At 38.1% G+C, this 21,644-nt stretch carries 18 protein-coding genes; 8 read left to right on the plus strand and 10 right to left on the minus strand.

From position 1 onward, the window contains the following. Nucleotides 1–45: 45 nt before the first annotated feature. From JET18_RS14940 to JET18_RS14950, 3 genes are read right to left on the minus strand one after another with little or no spacing between them, the layout of a single operon-like run. The gene (locus tag JET18_RS14940) at nucleotides 46–1,011 is read right to left on the minus strand and encodes an alpha/beta hydrolase (RefSeq protein ID WP_228728555.1); all 966 of its coding nucleotides are present in this window, start codon (nucleotides 1,009–1,011) and stop codon (nucleotides 46–48) included. Further along, a complete protein-coding gene (locus tag JET18_RS14945; RefSeq protein ID WP_202092314.1) occupies nucleotides 986–3,298 on the minus strand; it encodes a TonB-dependent receptor domain-containing protein in 2,313 nt (770 codons plus the stop codon). The genes JET18_RS14940 and JET18_RS14945 overlap by 26 nt, the downstream gene beginning before the upstream one ends. 58 nt (nucleotides 3,299–3,356) lie before the next feature. Then, on the minus strand, nucleotides 3,357–5,588 hold the full coding sequence (locus JET18_RS14950) for an outer membrane beta-barrel family protein (RefSeq protein ID WP_202092315.1): 2,232 nt from the start codon (nucleotides 5,586–5,588) through the stop codon (nucleotides 3,357–3,359). Between the two features lie 327 nt (nucleotides 5,589–5,915). On the opposite strand from JET18_RS14950, the gene JET18_RS14955 reads away from it, so the two are divergent. Next, nucleotides 5,916–7,694, plus strand: coding sequence for a carboxypeptidase-like regulatory domain-containing protein (locus JET18_RS14955; RefSeq protein ID WP_202092316.1), 1,779 nt, complete (start codon nucleotides 5,916–5,918; stop codon nucleotides 7,692–7,694). Between the two features lie 81 nt (nucleotides 7,695–7,775). On the opposite strand, the gene JET18_RS14960 is transcribed toward JET18_RS14955, so the two are convergent. The 4 genes from JET18_RS14960 to recJ form a co-directional block, all read right to left on the minus strand. Next, nucleotides 7,776–8,114 carry a DUF3817 domain-containing protein gene (locus tag JET18_RS14960; RefSeq protein ID WP_202092317.1) on the minus strand — a complete coding sequence of 113 codons (339 nt, stop codon included), beginning with the start codon at nucleotides 8,112–8,114 and terminating at the stop codon, nucleotides 7,776–7,778. Nucleotides 8,115–8,193: 79 nt separating this feature from the next. After that, nucleotides 8,194–8,778 carry a nicotinate (nicotinamide) nucleotide adenylyltransferase gene (gene nadD / locus JET18_RS14965; RefSeq protein ID WP_202092318.1) on the minus strand — a complete coding sequence of 195 codons (585 nt, stop codon included), beginning with the start codon at nucleotides 8,776–8,778 and terminating at the stop codon, nucleotides 8,194–8,196. Between the two features lie 27 nt (nucleotides 8,779–8,805). Then, complete coding sequence (locus JET18_RS14970) at nucleotides 8,806–9,171, minus strand: four helix bundle protein (RefSeq protein WP_202092319.1); 366 nt, start codon at nucleotides 9,169–9,171, stop codon at nucleotides 8,806–8,808. Nucleotides 9,172–9,203: 32 nt separating this feature from the next. Beyond that, entirely contained in the window at nucleotides 9,204–10,916 is a 1,713-nt protein-coding gene (recJ, locus tag JET18_RS14975; RefSeq protein WP_202092320.1) for a single-stranded-DNA-specific exonuclease RecJ, read from the minus strand. A gap of 108 nt (nucleotides 10,917–11,024) precedes the next feature. Between recJ and JET18_RS14980 the strand changes: the two genes are divergently transcribed. Both JET18_RS14980 and JET18_RS14985 read left to right on the plus strand, forming a co-directional pair. Continuing rightward, entirely contained in the window at nucleotides 11,025–11,837 is an 813-nt protein-coding gene (locus JET18_RS14980) for a M48 family metallopeptidase (protein WP_202092321.1), read from the plus strand. Between the two features lie 173 nt (nucleotides 11,838–12,010). Further along, the gene (locus JET18_RS14985) at nucleotides 12,011–13,723 is read left to right on the plus strand and encodes a T9SS type A sorting domain-containing protein (protein ID WP_202092324.1); all 1,713 of its coding nucleotides are present in this window, start codon (nucleotides 12,011–12,013) and stop codon (nucleotides 13,721–13,723) included. A 67-nt stretch (nucleotides 13,724–13,790) separates the two neighbouring features. On the opposite strand, the gene JET18_RS14990 is transcribed toward JET18_RS14985, so the two are convergent. Continuing rightward, entirely contained in the window at nucleotides 13,791–15,413 is a 1,623-nt protein-coding gene (locus JET18_RS14990) for an ABC-F family ATP-binding cassette domain-containing protein (RefSeq protein WP_202092326.1), read from the minus strand. Between the two features lie 226 nt (nucleotides 15,414–15,639). On the opposite strand from JET18_RS14990, the gene smpB reads away from it, so the two are divergent. The 5 genes from smpB to JET18_RS15015 all read left to right on the plus strand — a co-directional run bounded on the left by smpB (nucleotide 15,640) and on the right by JET18_RS15015 (nucleotide 20,357). Further along, nucleotides 15,640–16,098: an SsrA-binding protein SmpB gene (gene smpB, locus JET18_RS14995; protein WP_202092329.1), complete on the plus strand. Its 459-nt coding sequence runs from the start codon at nucleotides 15,640–15,642 to the stop codon at nucleotides 16,096–16,098. Nucleotides 16,099–16,175: 77 nt separating this feature from the next. Further along, entirely contained in the window at nucleotides 16,176–17,669 is a 1,494-nt protein-coding gene (locus tag JET18_RS15000; RefSeq protein WP_202092330.1) for an OmpA family protein, read from the plus strand. 93 nt (nucleotides 17,670–17,762) lie between these two features. Continuing rightward, nucleotides 17,763–18,503 (plus strand): YebC/PmpR family DNA-binding transcriptional regulator, encoded by a 741-nt coding sequence (locus JET18_RS15005; RefSeq protein WP_202092332.1) that lies wholly within the window; start codon nucleotides 17,763–17,765, stop codon nucleotides 18,501–18,503. 57 nt (nucleotides 18,504–18,560) lie between these two features. Beyond that, on the plus strand, nucleotides 18,561–19,385 hold the full coding sequence (locus JET18_RS15010) for a UDP-2,3-diacylglucosamine diphosphatase (RefSeq protein ID WP_202092334.1): 825 nt from the start codon (nucleotides 18,561–18,563) through the stop codon (nucleotides 19,383–19,385). Further along, nucleotides 19,386–20,357, plus strand: coding sequence for a glycosyltransferase family protein (locus tag JET18_RS15015; RefSeq protein WP_202092336.1), 972 nt, complete (start codon nucleotides 19,386–19,388; stop codon nucleotides 20,355–20,357). It begins immediately after the preceding gene. Here JET18_RS15015 and JET18_RS15020 read toward each other — a convergent pair. Together JET18_RS15020 and JET18_RS15025 are read right to left on the minus strand one after the other, a co-directional pair. Beyond that, complete coding sequence (locus JET18_RS15020; RefSeq protein WP_202092338.1) at nucleotides 20,346–20,636, minus strand: GNAT family N-acetyltransferase; 291 nt, start codon at nucleotides 20,634–20,636, stop codon at nucleotides 20,346–20,348. The two genes, JET18_RS15015 and JET18_RS15020, sit on opposite strands and share 12 nt — an antisense overlap. Before the next feature lie 242 nt (nucleotides 20,637–20,878). After that, nucleotides 20,879–21,625, minus strand: a complete 747-nt coding sequence (locus JET18_RS15025) for an RDD family protein (RefSeq protein ID WP_202092340.1) — start codon at nucleotides 21,623–21,625, stop codon at nucleotides 20,879–20,881. Nucleotides 21,626–21,644 lie beyond the last annotated feature (19 nt).

Raw genomic sequence — 21,644 nt, forward strand, 5'->3', positions numbered from 1 at the left:
TTTAAATCAGAATAGAAATAAACGCTTTGAAATTTTTCAGGGCGTTTATTTTTTATCAATCCGTTTCAGGAAAGCTTCTATTTTCTTGATCAGGAATTCATCATTCGGAGCTTTGTCCCAGTCCAGATGCCCGCCATTGAATTCATAAGTATTGTGTAAGACTTTATATTGAGTGAAAGCAGCATTTAATGTTTTCATTTGTGATAAAGGAATCACCCGGTCCCTGTTGCCATAATAAGAAAGAGTAGGAGCAGAAAGAGAATCGATCCAGCTGACCGGGCTTGCCAATGTTGTGGCAGACATTCCGGCGGGAACAGATTTAGGGTCTACCAGATAGTTTTTAACGAAAGAATAATCCTGAAAGGTTTCAAATCCGGGATCGGAAAGATCAGAAGGTCCTACAATATTCACGACAGCTTTTACCCTTTTTTGAGTGTCAAAATGATAAGCGTACATCATAGAAAGGTGTCCTCCTGCACTATTGCCGAAAACGATCAGCCGCGGGCTGTAGTTGAGTTTTTTCTCCAGATAGCGTACGGCATATTCAATATCATCCGTTTGGTTGGGAATACCGTTTTTTGTTGAGGTAGCCAGCCTGTAATTGATATTCGCAAAAATATGATCCGGGAATTTCTGCATCATGGAAAGCGTAAAAAAAGTAAGCTGTGACTTATCGCCGCGACGCCAGCCTCCACCGTGAATCATGATAAAAGCCTCTCTTTTTTTTGAGGTTTGCTGATGAGGTATATAAAGATCCATCACCTGTTCAGAATCACTTCCATACTGGATATTTTCTTCCTTTTCAAAGCTGATGTCTTTAGCCAGCGTCACATTCTTTTCCCTGCATCCGGTCCAGAGAAAGCATATGGAGAGAAAATATAAAAAGGGTACGATATTTTTGTTCATCATCATAAAGATAGAAAACCCGCCGGAAATTCCGGCGGGTTTCACCACAAAAATAATTGAATATGAAGAATGATAGTTCTTATCTTGTTCTGCTTTTGATATCATCCGATGCCCCTTCAATGTCCCTTACTTTTTTCACTTTCTGGTTTCCGAAGTTATACGTAAGGCTTACCATGACACTTCTTCTGTACTGGTCGTTGCGGATATAGTTATAATTTCCGTTCGGCTGGTAATCTTCAATTTCTACCACATTGGTTTTTAAGACATCATTAAGATTTACGGCAAAAGTCCAGTCGTTCCAGTTTTTCTTGATGCTTAGATCCAGGCTCATCAGGTTTTTCAGCATTCCCAGTTCAATCTGCTGCTTGTCTACAAAGAAATAATTGACACCCAGGAACCATGTTTTCTTTTTATCCAGACGGAGCGTATTGTTGCTGGTCACAATCAAACTGGTTGATTTTACATTATTGGTATACACCAGCGCTTTTCCATCTCTGTCTACGAAGGTTTCTCCTGTGGTAGGGTCTTCAGCGAGAGATCCATCGTTGATATTGTGCTGAATTCCGGCATTGAAGTTCAACGTTAAATATTGTTTGAAGAAAGTCTTCTGAATTCCAACCATTGCGGACATCTCCTGCTTGTCACCGAAATTCGTTCTGATATAACGTAAAACACTTTGCTTACTGATTGTTCCGTCCGATGCTTTCGTAAATCCCTGTAAAGGAACCTGTGTGATCTGGTCTTTGAAATAAGAATGATTCAAAATCAGGAAGTATGAATTTTTATACATATACGTCAACTCCTGATTGTAAGTGGATGATGCCTTTACAAAAGGGTTGTTTTGGGTATAATTCACTTCCGTAATATAATTTCTTACCGGATTCAGTTCCCAGAAACTCGGTCTTCTCATTCTGCTTGAGAATGAATAAGAGATATTGTTCTTATCATTAATAGCATAATTAAAGCTTAAGTACGGTAAAAAGTTGTTGTAATCCCTTTCAATGGTCTGGTGCTTTTGAGGCTCCGAAGTGTTTTTAGGATTGTAGCTGTCTGCGGTTCCCAAACTGTTGGTGATCTCATATCTCGCTCCTATTTTTCCGGAAAATTTATCAGAGAATTTCTTTTCTAAAGTCAGATAAAAACCATAGATATTTTCGTCATAAATAAAATGGTTGGTTTCAGGGCTTACTGCTATTCCTGTTAAATCCTGGTTATTATTGTAGATATAATCATACGTCAGATTTTTGGTGTCGTTATCCGTTTTTGTTTTGTTGAAATTCCCGCCAACGGAAAGGGTAAAGTCATTTTTAAATTTCTGGATATAATCTACTGTTCCCGAGAAATTGTTGATAATTTGCGGAATATCCTGGATAATGGTTTTTCCTGTTCTTGAAAAATCACTCCAATTGGTTTTTCCGGGAAGCATGGTATTGTTATTGGAAAGCTGGAATCTTTTGTAAATAAGATACGCAGCATTTACATTCAGCTTACTTCCCAGGGAATCCAGTTTGGCTTCATAGTTTAAGTTCACCGAGTTGTTGTAATTCCGGGCATCTTCCCTGTTTTTTGTTCTGGTATAGGAGGTTTCTGTAACTCCTTTATCATTCGTTAAAGCCAGTGTATTAAACAAATCGATTGTAGAATTGTAGCTTCTGTTCGCCCAGGAATTCCATGAAAGGGCTAAATTGTTCTTTTCATTCAGCTGATAATCAATATTTAAATAACCGCCGATGTTTTTGTTCGGATCATCAATATCGCCTACCGATTCATTTTTCAGCTGATCCGTTCCGTTTCTTAAAATATAGCTCTGAGGCTGGATATTTTCACCACCATTCAGATTGCCACTGATTCCCAGTTTGTCTTTTCTGTAGTTGACGGAGAAACTCGCCTGGCTTGAATTGTATTTATTCTGAGTATTGGACATCCGCATGTTTCCACTCGTACCGTCACTCATTTTTTTCTTTAAAACAATGTTAATAATTCCGTCCGAAGATTCCACCTGAAATTCACTTCCGGGAACTGTGATCACTTCAATTTTCTGAATGTTTTCAGCCGGAGTATTTTTCAGGAACTGAGCCAGCGATTCAGCGTCCATATTGGTTTTTCTACCGTTGATATAGATCAGGGCATTGTTTTTCCCTACAATCTTTAATGTTTTATCATCTGTTGAAGAAAGAAGCGGGGTCTGCTTCAGCAGGTCAAATGTTGTATTTCCTTTTGCTACAGGAGATGCTGCCACATCATATACAAAACGGTCGCTTTGTTTTTTGAAAACCTGTTTTGTTATAGTGATTCCTTCTATGGATTTCGTTTTTACCGTATCGGATTTTTTTTCCTGAGCAAAAACTACGCTTCCTGAGATGGCTGCTGCAAGTATGATTATCTTTTTCATGAGTTCCTTATTTAAGTGTGGTTGTGAATGGGGTAGTAGTTGTATTTTTCTATCTTTCTTAAGTTCTTGATTTGATGGCATCGTTGGCAGATTTTATTTCTCTGGCCTTTTTCAGTTTCTGGTTTCCAAAATTGTAGGTTACCCCGATGTTCAGAAGTCTTGGATATTCGAAGTTGACCACATTATTGTAACTTCCGTTAGGCTGTACCCCTTCAATGCGGTTGAAGTTCTGATTGAATACATCATATACTTCCGCTACAAACGTCCAGTTACCCATAATTTTCTTTAAACTGATATCAAGGCTTTGTCTTACTCCAAGCGTTCCGCTTTCAATTTTTACTTTGCTTCCGTAATAGTAATTCACTCCCAGGAACCAGTCTTTATTTGAAGAAAGACGGACGGTATTGTTGATATTACCGGAGATATTAAAGTTTTTGAAGTTGATCACATAAGGTTCCACAACTTCTGTCTGGTCCGCTACCGGAACCGAAGTAGGATCTTCCGTTACCGAACCTTTATAGATATTGTAACCCAGGTTGACAGAATAATTGGTTGTCCAGATGTCTTTGAACCAGGATTTGTTCATGCCTAACGTCAGTCCAAACTGTTTGTTGTCACCGTAATTTGTTCTGATGTATCTTAAGAATTTTCTGGTAACAATAACCGTGTTTCCATTTTCATCTTTTTCCGGACCCGTTACCGTTCCCTGTAATGGAATCTGGTTGGAAGCATCCTTTACATAATTAAAGCTCAGATTGGCAAAAAATGCATTTTTGTACATATAGCTGAGTTCCTGATTGTAGTATTTCGAAGCCAGTACGAAAGGATTATTCTGCGTATAGTTATTAGGCGTGAAATACGTTCTTGATGGATTCAGCTCCCAGAATCTCGGTCTTCTGATTCTGCTCGAGAAGCTATAGGTAAGATTGTGATCTGAATTAATGGCATAATTTAAATTCAGATAAGGAAGCAGATTGTTATAATTTCTGTCGAAACTTGTTTTACCAATAATCTCACCGCTGCTTCGGGTCATTTCATAACGGGTTCCTATTTTCCCTGACAACTTTTCGCTTAGCTTTCTTTCATACGTAAGATAGGCACCCAGGATTCTTTCCTTGTAAATGAAATGATTGGTCTGATTTTCATTATTGATGATCACGCCATTTTCAATATCATCCTGTCTCGTATCATTGTCCGTATTCGTATGGTTGTAGCTTACTCCCATCAGCCATGTGCTGCCTTTAGCGGTCTTTTTCAGATAGTCGATATTTGCAGCATAATTGTTAATGATCTGAGGAACCGACTGCTGCAGCGCACTGTACTTGTTTTTCTTATCATTATTTAAAGGAAAGCTTTCATTTGTACTCATTTTATCCCTGTTGAACCATAAGTAAGAAACATTAGAGGTAAGCTTGCTGCCGATAGAATCCGTTTTGATTTCATAGTTCAGATTGAAAGAGTGGTTTCTTGTCTGTGCGTTTTCAGTGTTTACAGTTCTGTTGACAAGAGCACCGTTCTGCCAGTTCGTTACATCAAGAATTGAATTGAAACTCTTGTTATACCTCATGTTGTAGGTAAATCCTAAACTGTGGTTCTTATTCAATTCATAATCAATATTTACGCTTCCGCCCACATTTTTATTAGGATCTGAATTGAATCCGAAAGACTCATTTCTGAAAGTAGAATCTCCGTTGGATAGAGTATATCGTTCGCGGTCTGTCCAGCTTCCCGTATTGAAATTGGAGTTTACCGACCATTTGTTTTTTCTGAAATTGAATGAAGCTCCCGCGGAAGGATTGTTGTAATAAGTCTGCTCATTGTTCATTTTCAACGTTCCGTTGTAGCCGTCACTTTTCTTCTTTTTCATCACAATATTGATCACCCCTTCATTGGATTCTACCTGGAATTCGCTTCCCGGAGTAGTGATCACTTCAATTTTCTGGATATCTTCAGATGGCGTTCCCTTCAGCATTTCTATCAATGCTTCCGCATCCATATTCGTTTTTTTATTGTTGATGTAAATAACCACATCGGATTTTCCCATGATCTTCAGCGATTTTCCGTCGATGCTTGAGATCATTGGAGTCTGTTTCAAAAGATTGAAGGTATTCGTTCCCTTGGCAATAGGAGAAGAAGCTACATCATAAATGAAACGGTCACTTTGCTTTTTGAAAACCTGCTTCTTGATATTGACAGCTTCAATGTTTTTTACTTTCAGGGTATCTTTTGACTGCTGGGCAGCGGCCAGTCCGCTGAAAAATAGGGCGGCAATAAAGATTTGAGTTTTCATGATTATTATTTTTTAGTTGTTTAATAGCTTGTATGATTGATTATTTAACATTACAAAGATATGTAATAAAAACAGTATCATGCAATACAAAGTACTTAAAATATTTTTATTATTAATTTAACTAATTGATTTACAGTGTGTAAAATTTTAAATTAAAAATTCAACTTCTATTGACTTTCTACCTAATTAGACAATTAAAGGTTAAATTTTGTTACATCGTGGGTTAAAAATTAATTCAGAATTAAAAAATTGATGATGAAAAGTTGAATAAAAGATGAAGATGTGTATTTTATGATTAATTTAGAGTAAACTAAAAATTAATACCATATGAGAAAAATTTATCCTCTATTGTTATTAATGCTATTAATATTTTCATGTAAAAATGAAACATTTATAGACATTGATGACAATCCTTCAATCCCTGAGTCCAATTTTAATTTTGGAAGTACAGTACAAAGAAATTTTCAGGGAATAGTACTTGATACCGGCGGAAATCCTGTAAGCGGAGCAACGGTAACCATCGGATCAGCCACGGTTCAAACCAATTTTAAAGGTTTTTTTACGTTTAAAAATGCCAGTGTGAAAGAAAACTTCGCGCTTGTGAAAGTAACAAAATCAGGATTTGTAGATGGCTCAAGAGTGATGGTGCCAACAAGTGGAATCAACCGTGTGAATATTATGATGATTCCTGCCACAACTACGACAAGCATTAATTCAGGAACTTCTTCTACCGTATCTTTACCCAACGGAACAAAAGTGAAATTTGACGGAAGTTTCAAAGATGCAAGCGGTAATGCCTACAGCGGAAGTGTAAATGTTGCTTTATATAATCTGGCCTCATCCAATCAGTATCTGACGGAATTAATGCCCGGCTCTCTTCTGGCAACCAATTCCGGCGGAAACGCAAGAATTATGGAAACCTTCGGAATGGTTCATGTTCAGCTTACCGGAAGTTCAGGACAGAAATTACAGATTGCCAACGGGCATACCGCTGAAATGACGGTTCCTATTGACGCAGCGCAAGCATCAGGCTCTCCCAATACCATTCCGCTCTGGTCTTATGATGAAAATACAGGAATGTGGAACGAAGAAGGATCTGCAACCAAGGTTGGGAATACCTATGTAGGAACAGTAAGCCATTTCTCCTGGTGGAACTGCGATGCACAGTTTCCGCAGGCCATCCTGAAAGTAACCGTGAAAAATCCGGCAGGACTGCCAATGGTGAATACAAAGGTGAGTTTGAAAAGAAGCAGCCAGACCTACGAAACATACGGAATGACAGATAATCTGGGTACTGTTACAGGAATTATCCCTGCCAATGAAACCCTGATCCTTAAAGTGTATGATATTTGTAACACCGTGGTCCACACCACAAATGTAGCTCCGGTAGCAGTGGGAACTACCATGACGCTACCTGATATTACAGTAACTTCTACAGGAAATCAGTATGTCATACAGGGGAATTTAAGAACCTGTGCCAATGCCGATGTTACAGATGGGTATGTACTTTTAAGGCCTGCTGCAGGTACCAATTATTTCCAGTACCAATCGATTCCGGTAAGCAGTACGGGTAATTTTTCATTTAATGTTTACTCCTGTACAGCCAATCCACAGTTTATTCTGGAAGGGTATGATTATACCAATCTGCAGACTTCAGGGGAAATTCCTTTTACAGCCAATTTACCGGTGATGAATTTCACCAATGTTTCAGTCTGTAATTCAATCAGTGAATTTATCAGCTATAAAATTGATAGCCAGAATGTAAAATATGTGCTGGGCGGTATCTATGCCCAATGGTCCGGTCTTACTTCCACTTCTCCGAATATGCCGGCAAAACAATTGCGGATTAATTCTACATCACCTGCCGGGAATTCTTTCTTTATGAACCAGAATAATATGCTTGGAGTTCCGGGAAGTTTTACTACAGATTATACTTTTGAGTTTTCCGGAGGATATTTCACCCCAACTACAGGAAACGTCGTGGTTCAGGTCACTAATTTCGGAGCGGTAGGAGCGTATATTGATTTTACGGTAAACGGAACGTATACCGATACTAGCGGAAATCATACTTTCACCGCCAATGGTCATGTCATCAGAGATCTTTAATGATTTATAACTCATAACTCATAACTCATAATTCATAACTCAAAAAAAAAGGACCGCAATGGTCCTTTTTTTATCATACTGTTATTCTCTGTCGAAGCGGGCTAATTTTTTGTCTATCCAGATCGTGGCAAAAGGGAAAAATGCCGCAATTAATGCGAACACGCTATCTTCATCATCCCAGTCATATATTTTTCTTATCGCGGGTACAAATATCAGGTATAAAGTAAAGAAAAAACCGTGAATGCTTCCAATAGTACTGATGTACACAATTGGGAAAACACCTTCCGGATCAATACGTATCCACGTCATTGCTGTGAAAAGGAAAAACCATGAAACAGCTTCTGCCAGACAGATCTGCTTAAACCATCTGATTACTTTTTCCTGAGGATATTTTGAGAAAATTTTTTCGAGAAATTCCATGTCTTAAGATATAAATTGAAAAGGAGCCGTATCAGAATCTAACTTCTAATTTCTAGCCTCTAATTTCTTATGTACAAAATTACTTATAAAAACTGCTTCCGTCCAAATATTCAAAAACTTCCGGCGGGAGCATAGGACGTACATTTTTTCCTTCTTTGATCATATTTCTGATCTCTGTGGCAGAAAGTTCAATAACGGGTGCTTTGATCATGGAAATATTCTCATGCTGCAGATATTCCGAATCTTTCTTTTCCCCTTCAAAAACCCTTGGGTACACAATAATATGATGATTCTTGATCAGGATATCAGAGTTTTTCCATTTATGAAGGCTGTCCAGATTATCTTCACCCATGATTAGGCTGAAAGAATAATCGGGATATTTCTCGTGAAGATAGGTCAGGGTGTCGATCGTATAACTTGGTTTTGGAAGTGAAAACTCTACGTTGGAAGCTCTCATTTTAGGATAGCTTTTTACCGCGAGCTGTACCATATCCAGCCTGTTGTGATCTTTCAGAAGTGATTTTTTATCTTTAAAAGGGTTCTGTGGACTTACGACAAACCATAATTCATCCATATCAGAATTTTCCAGAATATAATTAGCCAGAATAAGATGTCCGATGTGGATCGGATTGAAAGAACCGAAAAATAAGCCGATTTTTTTCATAAGGTGTTAGGGCTTAGGTTGAAGGGATTAGGGACTAGGGTTGGATTGTAATTTTGTAATAATAGCGTTGAGCATTTTTGCTATTTCAGAAGCTTTATTACTTAATTCTTGAAAATCTTCAAGACTTATGTAGTCCAGGTTTCTTGAAATAATGAGCTGTGTTTCAAGTTCTGCACAGCTTCCGCGGGCAATCTTTAAAAACTGAAGATAATCTAAGGTTGACCTTCGGGAGTGGCCTTCTGCAATATTGGACGGAATAGAAACTGAGGAACGTCGGATCTGGCTGGTAAGAGAATAGATTTCTTCTTTGGGGAAATTCTTCGTACATATATAAATTTCAGTAACAAAATTTACTGATTTCTGCCATACCAATAATTCCTTGTAATTCCCCATAGTGTTAATCCCTAATCCCTATTTCCTGATTCCTAATCCCTGAACTTCACATCCTTAATATTCAAATAATGGGTTACATTGCCTTTCCAGTGGTTTTCTTCCAGTGTGAAAGCAAGATCGAAGTTTTTATTTTTGAAATCTTCGGCATGCTGTCCCAGCTTAAAACCTACACATTCGATGTTTCGGCCGGTAGATTCCTGTTTGATGTAAAATTTCAGGTGGTTGTTATCTTTCCCCATCGTTTTTACATAACCGGATAATTTCTGGTTGGTAAGGGTCAGGATAGGTTTCATATTGTGGGGACCGAAAGGCGCCAGTTTTCTGTGGAAATTAATAAACTCCCTGTTGATTTCATCAACTTTTATCTCAGAATCAATCGTAACGGAAGGTTCCTGCTGATGTTCCTGAATCTTCTCTGAAACAATCTGTTCAAATTTTATCTTGAAAGCTTCAAATTTATCCTTTTCCATGGAAAGCCCTGCCGCAGCATGATGTCCCCCGAATTTAAGGAAATATTCAGAACACATATCCAATGCTTCATGAACGTCAAAATCAGAAACAGATCTTGCCGAAGCCACCATTTCTCCGTTGTTCCCGTCTGTGAATACCAGAGTCGGTTTATAATAGGTTTCGATAAGCCTTGAGGCTACAATACCGATCACGCCCTTGTTCCAGTCCGGATGATATACGATTGTGGAATGTTTGCTCTGCTGCTGGGATTCAATGATCTGATTCAGTGCTGAAAGGGTAGAATTCATATCGAGTTCGCGTCTTTCATCATTCAGATTCATAATGTCGCCAACAATCTGATTCGCATGTTTCAGATTATCGGAAACCATGAGTTCCACAGCTGCTTTTCCGTGGGAAATCCTTCCTGCTGCATTGATCTTCGGTGCAATTTCAAAAACAATATTTGAAATTTCGAAGTGCGACAGCTTATCTTCTGGAATTAATAGTCTTAATCCAAGGTTTCTTGTTTTTCTGAGAACTTTAAGCCCCATTTTAGCAAGTACCCTGTTTTCTCCTGTCATGGAAACAATATCCGCGGCGATGGAAATAGCGAGAAGATCGGTAAGCTCAAATAATTCGGCTTCCGGAATTTTATAGATGGTATTCAGTCCCTGGCACAGCTTAAAGCCGACACCGCATCCTGAAAGCTCTTTAAATGGATATCTGCAGTCATTTCTTTTCGGATCCAGAACAGCCGCAGCATTCGGGATCTCGTCACCCGGAAGGTGGTGGTCGCAGATGATAAAATCAATTCCCTTTTCCTGGGCATAGTTGATCATGTCGATAGCTTTGATACCGCAGTCTAAAGCAATGATCAGTGAAAAGCCGTTTTCTTTGGCAAAATCAATACCTTCTGTAGAAATTCCGTATCCTTCGGAATTCCTGTCAGGGATATAATAGTCTAAATATTTTTTCTCAACAATTTTGCTGAGGTATAAGTACATCACGGCAACTGCCGTAGTTCCGTCTACATCGTAATCTCCGTAGACCAGTATTTTTTCTCCGTTTTCAATAGCAGTGGCAATACGCTCTACAGCTTTCTGCATATCTGCCATTAAGAACGGGCTGTGTATATCGTTGAGGTTAGGTTTGAAGAATTCTCTGGCCTTTTGATAATTGTCAATTCCCCTTAAAACGAGGAGTTTAGATTCAAAAGTACCAAAACCAAGTGACGAACTTAATCTGTCCACAACTTCCTCGTCGGGCTCGGGCTTGTAAATCCATTTCTGACTCATTTCACAAAAATAAGGAAAAAAAACAGCATTTTGAAATGAATAAGGATGAACTTGACTTACTGATTGTTAAAAAAAATATCTATCTTCGCGGTCCAAATCAAAATGACTATGAAAAGAATTATCGTTTGCCTTTTATTCTTAGGCACAGTGAATGCTGTATCAGCACAGAAAATTAATCTTGGAAAAGCGGCCGGCGTTGTTTCGAAAGGAGCAAAAGCCCTTACTTTTACCAATGAGGATGCTATTAAACTGTCAAAGGAATCTGTAGACTGGATGGACAAGAACAATCCGGTTGCAGGACCTAAAGATCCTTATACAGTACGACTGAACAAGCTTTTCGGAAAACACAAATCTCAGGACGGGCTTGCACTGAACTATAAAGTGTACAAAGTAAAAGATATCAATGCTTTTGCCTGTGCAGACGGAAGTGTGCGTGTATTCTCTTCGTTAATGGATATCATGACGGATGATGAAATACTGGCGGTAATCGGTCACGAGATCGGTCATGTGAAAAATCAGGATACTAAAGATGCTATTAAATCTGCTTATATGAAAGCGGCGGCTTTGGATGCGGCATCATCTGCATCAGGAACTGTAGCGGCTTTAAATGAAAGCCAGGTAGGAAAGATGGCCAATGATTTCCTTGATGCTTCACACAGCAAAAAGCAGGAGTCTCAGGCAGATACTTATTCTTATGACTTTATGAAAGCGAATAACTACAATGTTGTAGGAGCCTATTCTGCATTCAAAAAGTTAGCTTTACTTTCAGAAGGAAGTACACAGACTGGTTTTGAAAAAATGTTTAACTCTCACCCTGACAGCGAAAAAAGAGCTCAGGCTATTAAGAAGAGAGCAGAAAAAGACGGCTTATGGAAAGATCCGGGAACAATTGCTATTCCAAAAACAAAGCTTACGAAATAATATAATTTATATTTAAAATAAAAAATACCCTCAATGACTTTGAGGGTATTTTTTTATCCATAATTCCGGCTCATCACTCAGGGCAACACTTACTTGAATAATAGCTACACTTACTAGTTGATCATTATTTGTTTTGAATGAAATGTCTAAGTTCGTTCCCTTAAACATACACAATGAAAACAAAATTATTATTTCTGGTTTTCCTGGTAGCCTTACTGGGAATGCAGGCTCAGGTTGTATCTTTTCCTGACGCCGCTTTTAAAGCAAAATTATTAACATCATCTCCGGGTAATTCAATTGCCAAAAATCTGTCCGGAAATTATTTTTCTATAGATGCCAACAGCGACGGAGAAATACAGCTGAATGAGGCTGCTATGGTTGGAGAAATAGAGATTATTGATCCGGATACAGATATTGCCATTCATGATTATGAAGGTATTTTATCATTTACGAATCTTAAAAGTTTAACAATTGATTACTGGAATGTACCTGCCAATACTTTTACTATTTCCGGCCTAAATTCTTTACAGGATTTAGATATTAAATTTGAAAATTATGATCCTGGAAACATCAGTTTGGACAGTTGTCCGCAGCTTAAAAAGGTGAAAATTTATGGGATTGTCCTGAGTACGCTTAGTAATAATCCGCTCATTGAAGATTTATCCATCAGCAGTATGTCTATGTCCTCAGCTACAATGAATTCCATTGCAAGCCTGAGCCATCTGAAAAATTTAGAATTATTGGATTTTGTAGACTTAATATCCGGTTTATCATTAAATTTAAGCGGTCACCCTGATTTACTGAGCTTAAAAGTTATAAATACCAGTCTGGCCAATATTGATGTATCAGGCTGTCCCTCGCTGCACACGATAACTTTGAATCCGGCAGATCCGCTTACCTTTAATTTTATTCCTACTGTAAACATTAATTCCAGTAACTGCCCGAATCTGGTCAATTATTTTGTAGGCGAAGACTCAGATATTTCTACCCATATTATTTCAAACAATTGTCCGGGACTGGTTCATTTTACGTCTCATCATGGTGACCTGTCATTATCTTTGAATGACTGTGTGAATTTAGAAACGATTGATGTAAAAAACCTGAGGAGTCTTTCAGTAAATAACGATGTAAATCTGAATTCAATTAAAGCACTTCGGTTCAGGGGAACTGCTTTGAATTTGTCTGACAGTGGTCTGCAAAATTTAAAACATCTTGAAATCAGCTATATTCACCCTTTTTTTCCAAGTATCAATGAGCATGGTGATCTAACGTCTTTAAATGTACAGGGAATTACAAGCTTGGAAGAAGTGCTCTGTTCCAATCATCAGATCACCAACCTGAATATTGCAGGCTGTACCAGTTTACGTACACTGGATTGTAGCGGAAATCAGCTTTCCGGGCTGGATGTGAGCGGGCAGACCAATCTTGAGGACTTATATTGTGGAAATAATCTGCTTACCTCATTGCTGTTGAAAAACGGGAGAAATGAAACGGTTGATTTTTCCGGTAATCCTGATTTGCAGTATGTTTGCTGTGATGATGCCCAAATGGCCAATATACAGGCTCTTGTTGATGATTATGCCTACCCTAATTGTGTGGTCAACAGCAGCTGTGCTCTTGTGCTCGCCAATAATGATATATTCAAACCAATGAATGATAATTCCGTCAAAATATATCCAATCCCTGCAAAAGAGGAAGTTACCATAGAAGCAGCTTTCAATGTTCATGCAATAGAGTTCTATGATGGACAAGGGAAAATTATTCAAAAACAGGTTTGTAATTCCAAAACTGTAAAGGTTCATATAGGAAGCATTCCTTCCGGGGTTTACTATTTAAAAATAAATACAGAGAAAGGAGTCCTGATGAAAAAAATGATCAAAAACTAATGTTATCATCATAAAAAAAATCCCTCTCAGCTTATTGAGAGGGATTTTTTTTATTTGAATGTATGGTTTAAGAATACATTTTTTCTTTTAATTCCTTTACTTTTTTGTCAGCAAGATATTCATCGTAAGTCATTTCTCTGTCGATGATTCCTGTTGGAGTCAGTTCAATGATCCTGTTACAGACCGTCTGAAGCATTTCGTGGTCATGAGAAGCCAGTAAAAGATTTCCTTTGAAGTTAGACAATGAGTTGTTCAACGTTGTGATACTTTCAAGGTCTAAGTGGTTGGTAGGTTCATCTAATAAAAGAATGTTGGCTTTCTGAAGCATCATTCTACTGAACATACATCTCATTTTTTCACCTCCTGAAAGTACTTTACAGGATTTTAAAGCTTCATCACCAGAGAAAAGCATTCTACCCAGGAATCCTCTTACGAATTCTTCGTGACGCTCTTCATCATTTTTAGTGAATTGTCTCAACCAGTCAACCAGGCTTAAATCTTCCTGGAAGAAGTTGGTATTATCCAAAGGCATGTGAGATTGGTTAGTCGTAACTCCCCAGGCCACTGTTCCTTTGTCTGCCTCTACATTTCCAGCCAGGATTTCGAAAAATTCTGTGATGGCTAAAGAGTTTTTAGAGATTACAGCTACTTTATCTCCTTTTTTAAGATTTAAATCAATGTTTGAGAATAATAATTCCCCGTCTTTTGTTTTTTCAAGACCTTTTACATCCAGAATCTGATCTCCTGCTTCTCTTTCCATTTCGAAAATAATGGCAGGGTATCTTCTTGAAGATGGTTTAATATCATCGATGTTCAGTTTGTCGATCATTTTCTTTCTTGCGGTAGCCTGTTTCGCTTTTGCAACGTTGGAGCTGAATCTTGCGATGAAGTCCTGAAGTTCTTTCTTCTTTTCTTCGGCTTTCTTATTAGCCTGAGCTCTCTGTCTTGTGGCCAGCTGGGAAGCCTGGTACCAGAAAGAGTAGTTACCTGTGTAAAGGTTAAGTTTCGCATAATCTAAATCTCCGATATGCGTACAAACCGTATCCAGGAAGTGACGGTCGTGAGAAACCACAATAACCGTGTTTTCATAATCAGCAAGGAAGTCCTCCAGCCATGAGATCGTCTCAATGTCCAGGTCATTCGTAGGTTCATCCAGAATCAATACATCAGGATTTCCGAAAAGTGCCTGAGCCAAAAGAACCTTTACCTTGTCCTTGTTCTCAAGTTCACCCATCATCTGCCAGTGCATATCATCTTTGATCCCTACGTTTGAAAGCATAGTCTGTGCATCAGACTCAGCAGTCCATCCGCCCATTTCGTCATAGATTACACCCAGTTCGCCCGCTTTGATTCCGTCTTCATCAGAAAAGTCTTCTTTAGCATATAAAGAATCCATTTCTTCTTTTATTTCGTATAATTTCTTATTTCCTCTTAAAACAGCCTCAAGAACAGTAAATTGATCGTAAGCAAAGTGATCCTGCTCCAAAACTGACATTCTTTTCCCCGGCTCCAAAGATACATGCCCTGTAGTAGGATCCTGCTTTCCTGTTAATATTTTAAGGAATGTAGATTTCCCCGCACCGTTTGCTCCGATAATCCCGTAGCAGTTTCCTTTGGTAAACATAATATTTACCTCGTCAAAAAGAACTCTTTTCCCGAATTGTAAAGATAAGTTAGATACTGTTAACATATAGTTTTGTAAATTTGGCGCAAAAATACGAAAAGAATTTGGGTATTTCGTAATAATGTAATAGTCAAGTTTTTAAATATAAGGTATTTTTTCCTATATTTCCTTAACCAAATAATAGGGAAGAGTCCCAAAGGGACGATTTAATAAAGAATTGGGTACAACCCAATGAATATAATCACACGTAATATATTTAGATAGTATATCACGGTAATCGCGAATTTTTACAATGAAGATCGAAAAAACAGTCAGTATATTAAACAGAAGAGCCCGTTTTGAATATGAAATCCTTGAAGAATATGAAGCCGGGATGGTTTTAACGGGTACGGAAATAAAATCTTTACGTTCATCCAAAGCATCCATCACAGAATCCTTCTGTCAGTTTATTGATGGGGAGTTATACATTATTAATATGATGATTGATGAGTATAAATTGGGAACTTTTTATAATCACAAAACAAAAAGGGAACGGAAATTGCTGTTGCACAAAAAAGAATTGCAGAAACTTGAAAAAAAGTTAAAGGATGCAGGGAACACAATTATACCTCTTAAATTATATATCACAGACAAGGGTAAAGCAAAGGTGCTCATTGCCCTTGCCAGAGGGAAAAAACTCTTTGATAAAAGGGAGGCGATAAAAGATAGAGAAAATAAACGTAACCTGGACAGAATATTAAAGAAAAGTTAAAAATCATTCAAAAAACTTTGTATATAAAGAAAAATTATATTTATTTTGCATTATCAATTATTTAATCATTTAATTCTATGAAAAATCTAAAATTAGGAATTTCAGCATTGGCGCTTACTGTTGCCTCTACTGTGTTCGCGCAGACTACCAACAATCCGTGGTTGATCGGGGTTGGTGCTCATGCGGAAAACCACAAGGCACAGAGAGATAACTTCAGTAATACGTTCTCTGCTAATAATCTAACGAAGAGAATGTTCAATATGAACAATTTCTCTATTACACCTCCATTATCTAAATTAACAGTTGCTAGAAACATCGGTAAAGGTTTAGTTATTGACTGGCAGACTTCCGTAGGTAATGTAGACAATAAGAGATTTAACATGGGGAAAGAATTTTTCCTAATGACAGGTCTTGGTTTCCAGGCTAAAGCAGCTGGTCTTTTATGGAATGAAGAATCTTGGTTCGATCCATATTTGAGAGTTGGTGCTAACTACCTAAGACATGACTATACTGCTCTTACATTCCCAAGAAATAGCTACGATGGTGTTGCTGTTTCCAACGGAGATGGTGGTAACGAAAACGGTAAAGCTAACCACTTTACAGTATCAACAGGTGCTGGTGCTAACTTCTGGGTAACTAAGAACTTCGGTCTTGGTGTTCAGGGTGATTATGTATCAACTCCAGGTGATAAATCTACAGTTGCTAACTTTTGGCAAGCTTCTGCATCAATCTTATTCAGATTTGGTAACAGAGACAGAGATAAGGATGGTATCCTAGATAAAGATGACCTTTGTCCAGATACTCCTGGTTTACCAGAATTCCAAGGATGTCCTGATACTGACGGTGACGGAGTTCCAGATAAAGACGATCAATGTCCAGAAGTAGCTGGTCCAGTTGAAAACAACGGTTGTCCTTGGCCAGATACAGACGGTGATGGTGTTATCGATAAAGATGATGCTTGTCCTACTGTTGCAGGTCCTGCAGAAAACAAAGGTTGTCCTTGGCCAGATACAGACAATGACGGAATCCTAGACAAAGATGACGCTTGTCCTACTGTTCCAGGTCTTCCAGAATACAACGGATGTCCTAAGCCTAAGAAGCAAACTGCTATTGAAACAACAGAAGCCCTTAAAGGTATCTTCTTTGACTTCAACAAAGCGACTATCAGACCAGAATCTAGTGCTAAACTAGATAACGCTGCTAAGATCATCAAAACTGACGGAGGTAACTATTTAGTTGAAGGTCAAACTGATGCTAAAGGAGCTGCTGCTTACAACTTGAAACTATCTAGAGAAAGAGCTGCTTCTGTAGTTGCTGCTTTAGAAGCTAGAGGTGTTGATGCTAACTCTCTTAAATCAATCGGAGTTGGTGAAACTAAAGCTACAGTTTCTGAAAAAGCTTCTGACGCTGACAGACAAGCTGACAGAAAAGTAGTTGTAACTGCTGTTGAAGATGCTAACGAGTGGAACGCAATCGCTAAGAAAGATTACGCTGATGCTCCAGTTAAGAAAGCAGTAGCTAAGAAAAAAGCTCCGGCTAAGAAAAAAGCTGCAGCTAAAAAGAAAAAATAATTAATTTTTCTAAATAATAAATACCTCCGATTATTCGGGGGTATTTTTTTTTTGTTGACTTTTAGTTAATTTTGTTGAAATTTAAAAATTAAAATGGGAAGAGCATTTGAATATAGAAAAGCTTCTAAAATGGCCAGATGGGATAAAATGGCCAAAACGTTCTCTAAAATAGGTAAAGATATTGCGCTGGCAGTAAAAGCCGGAGGAACAGATCCTGAAGCCAATCCGGCTTTAAGAAGATGTATCCAGAATGCCAAGGGTGCCAATATGCCGAAAGACAATGTAGAAAGAGCCATCAAAAAAGCAAGTGGTGCTGATGCTGAAAACTATGAAGAAGTTACTTACGAAGGATATGGACAGGGTGGTGTTGCTTTTTTCGTTGAATGTACAACCAACAACACAACCAGAACTGTAGCCAATGTAAGAGCAATCTTCAATAAGTTTGATGGAAACCTTGGAAAGAATGGTGAGCTGGCTTTCATCTTCGACAGAAAAGGAATCTTCAACCTGGATTTGTCTCAGATAAAAATGGATTGGGATGATTTTGAAATGGAAATGATTGACGGTGGTGCTGAAGATGTAGAAAAAGATGAAGAAGAAGTGATGATCACAACGGCTTTTGAAGATTTCGGATCATTATCACATAAACTAGACGAACTGGGAATTGAAGCGAAAAGTGCAGAACTTCAGAGAATTCCGAATAACATCAAGGAAGTAAATGCAGAGCAGTTCAAAGCCAATATGAAAATGCTTGAACGTTTTGAAGACGATGATGATGTACAAAACGTTTACCACAATATGGAGATCACAGAAGAGTTGATGAACTCGCTGTAAAAAATAATATAGCATTCATATACAGTTAACTTTCAATTAGTTTCTTTGTATAAAACTATGAAAAGAAACGTTGAATTAGTTGTCATATCGGATGTGCACTTGGGAACTTATGGATGTAAGGCTAAAGAGCTGTTGCGGTATCTCAATTCTATCCAACCTAAAACATTGGTTTTAAACGGTGATATTATTGATATCTGGCAGTTTAAAAAGTCTTACTTCCCTAAACCTCATTTGAAAGTGATCAAAAAGATCCTTTCACTGGCTACCAAAAATACGCAGGTCTATTATATTACAGGAAACCACGATGAGATGTTCCGTAAGTTCACGGATTTTGAACTGGGAAAACTGAAAGTCTGCAACAAAATCTGTCTGGATATTGATCAGAAGAAGACCTGGATATTTCATGGAGATGTTTTCGATGCATCCGTGCAGCATTCCAAATGGATTGCTAAGCTTGGAGGAAAAGGGTACGATCTGTTGATTGCCATCAATAATTTAGTCAATTGGTTTCTTGAGAAAATGGGCAGAGAGAAATATTCATTCTCCAAAAAGATCAAGAATAATGTAAAGAAGGCGGTAAAGTACATCGGGGATTTTGAGCTTACGGCTTCCGAGCTGGCTATAGACAATCATTATGATTATGTCATCTGCGGTCACATTCATCAGCCTCAGATCCGGGAGGTCATTACCAAAAAAGGATCCTGTACCTACCTGAATTCCGGAGATTGGATAGAAAATCTGTCTGCTCTTGAATATCATGATAAAGAATGGAAAATATTCTATTATGATGAGCACAAAGATACGCTTAAAGATGACGAAGCAGAAGAAATCCAGGATATGGACAGCTCTGAACTTCTGAAAATAGTAACTAATTTTTCTTAAATGAAAATACTGTATGCATTTCAAGGGACCGGAAACGGACATGTTGCCAGAGCCCAGGAAATTATCCCTCTCCTTAAAAAACATGCTTCGGTTGACACACTGATCAGCGGTCATCAGTCACAGTTAAAGGCTGATTTTGACATTAACTTCCAATACCGGGGCATTTCTCTTCTTTATAACAAAACAGGCGGTTTATCCTATCGCAAAACTTTTACTGAAAATAAATTCCTTGAAGCCGTAAGAACAATTAAGGAACTTGAACTTTCGCAATACGATCTGATCATTAATGATTATGAGCCTTTAACAGGCTGGGCAGGCAAACTGAAAAAACTTCCGATGATTGAACTCAGTCATCAGGCTTCCATGAGTTTTGCGGAAACCCCAAAGCCCGAAAAGAAAGATTTTCTGGGCGAACTGATCCTGAAATACTATGTTCCCAGCGAAAGAAAGATTGGGTTTCATTTTGAAAATTACCATCCTCAGATCAAAAAACCTGTGATCAGGAAAAAGATCCGAAATCTGAATCCCGACAAAAAAGGATACTATCTTGTATATCTTCCGAGTTTTGCCGATGAGAATATCATCAAAGTGCTGAAACAGATTCCCGTTCAGTGGAAAGTGTTTTCAAAACACAGCAAAGTACAGGTCAAAGTAAAAAACGTGGAGGTTTTTCCTATTGACGAGATACAATACCTGAAGTATTTTGAAAGCTGCGACGGTATTTTATGCAATGCCGGATTTGAAAGCCCTGCCGAAGCACTCTTCATGGATAAAAAACTGTTTGTAATCCCTATTCATAACCAATATGAACAGGAATGCAATGCTGCTGCCTTAAACCTGATGGGAATTCCGAATTCCAAAGTATTAAATCTGCAGGAGATCATGGAGTGGGTGGCTTCAGATCATCACCTCAGAGTAGATTACCCGGATGATATCGAACAGATTCTTGTGAATGAGGTATTAATTCTTTAGAAGAATATCATCTACATCACTCATTCTGGTCATCACAGCTCTTGCATAGGAACAATGCGGATAGACGTTCCATTTATTTTCCCTGGCAAATTTTATAGCTTCTTCTACCAGAAATTTCCCCATACCGCGTCCTTCAAATTCCGGATGTACCAGGACGAAAGAAATAATCAGTTTATGGTCTTCAGGAAAAATTGTATAGGTAAGTCTTCCGACTTCTTTAATGTCATTATTTAGGGTAAGAACACCGCCGTTTCCGGATTTATTATTTTCAAATTTCATAATTTCAAACCTTTGTTTTAAAGATACAAAAATTGCACCGAGAGAGAGTATTGGTAATGAAGAGTGAAAAGTTAAGAGTGAAAAGTGAATTGTCAATTGTGAATTTGCTTCGCAGTCAATTTTAAATTTGTTGGATCTGAAGATTTTCCCGTACTTAATCAATTGACCATTGACTATTCACTTGCGCAGCAAGATTGACATTCTTCACTCTTCATTTTTCACTCTTAACTCTTAACTCCTCACTATTCCTTCCCCGTATAATAATTATAATCCTTGATCACCACATTGATAAACTGTCTTTCCGTCATTGTTTTCGGATCTATTTCCAGTTTTAAAATACTTTTGATCTTATCGGAAAGCTTGCTGATGATCTGGCGGTCGTCTACTTTAAGCGCTTTGGTGTAATTGTCTTTGATGATTCTCATATCATTATCGCTTAAGGCAATCACCTGAGGAAATGATGGAACATAATCTTCCTTGATGTTTTCAAGAATGGTATGGGAAATATTGATGTTGTTTTTTAAAGAAATAACTGCGGTGCCGGAAGCGATGTCGCCTAAACGCTGATTGTTTTTAGAAACGATCATAGAAATCAACCCGATGACTCCTGCTGCGGAAGTATCAATCAGTCTGAAGACCCATCGGATCATATAATCTCCGAAGCTGGCCTGATAGCCGTCAATTTTTACCACCCGGATTTTCATCAGTTTTTTTCCGGGAGTCTGTCCTTCCATAAGGCTTTCCAGGACTACGGGATAAATGTAAACGGGAAATGTAAGGACAATATAAACAGCCATGACAGACCATTGGTCAAGCCCTGCCAATAAATACCCGAGATCAAAAACATTGAAGAAAAGATAGAATACAATGACCACGTAAGCCACCTTGATCAGCAGATCAATAATGAAGGCAAGCATTCTTTCTCCAACACTCGCAATATTAAAGTTAATATTTACATTTTGGGAGGTATTTATCGCAATTTGAGACATATTTTTTATTATTTTAGCC

This window comes from Chryseobacterium endalhagicum (assembly GCF_016745235.1).
Lineage (GTDB): Bacteria > Bacteroidota > Bacteroidia > Flavobacteriales > Weeksellaceae > Chryseobacterium > Chryseobacterium endalhagicum.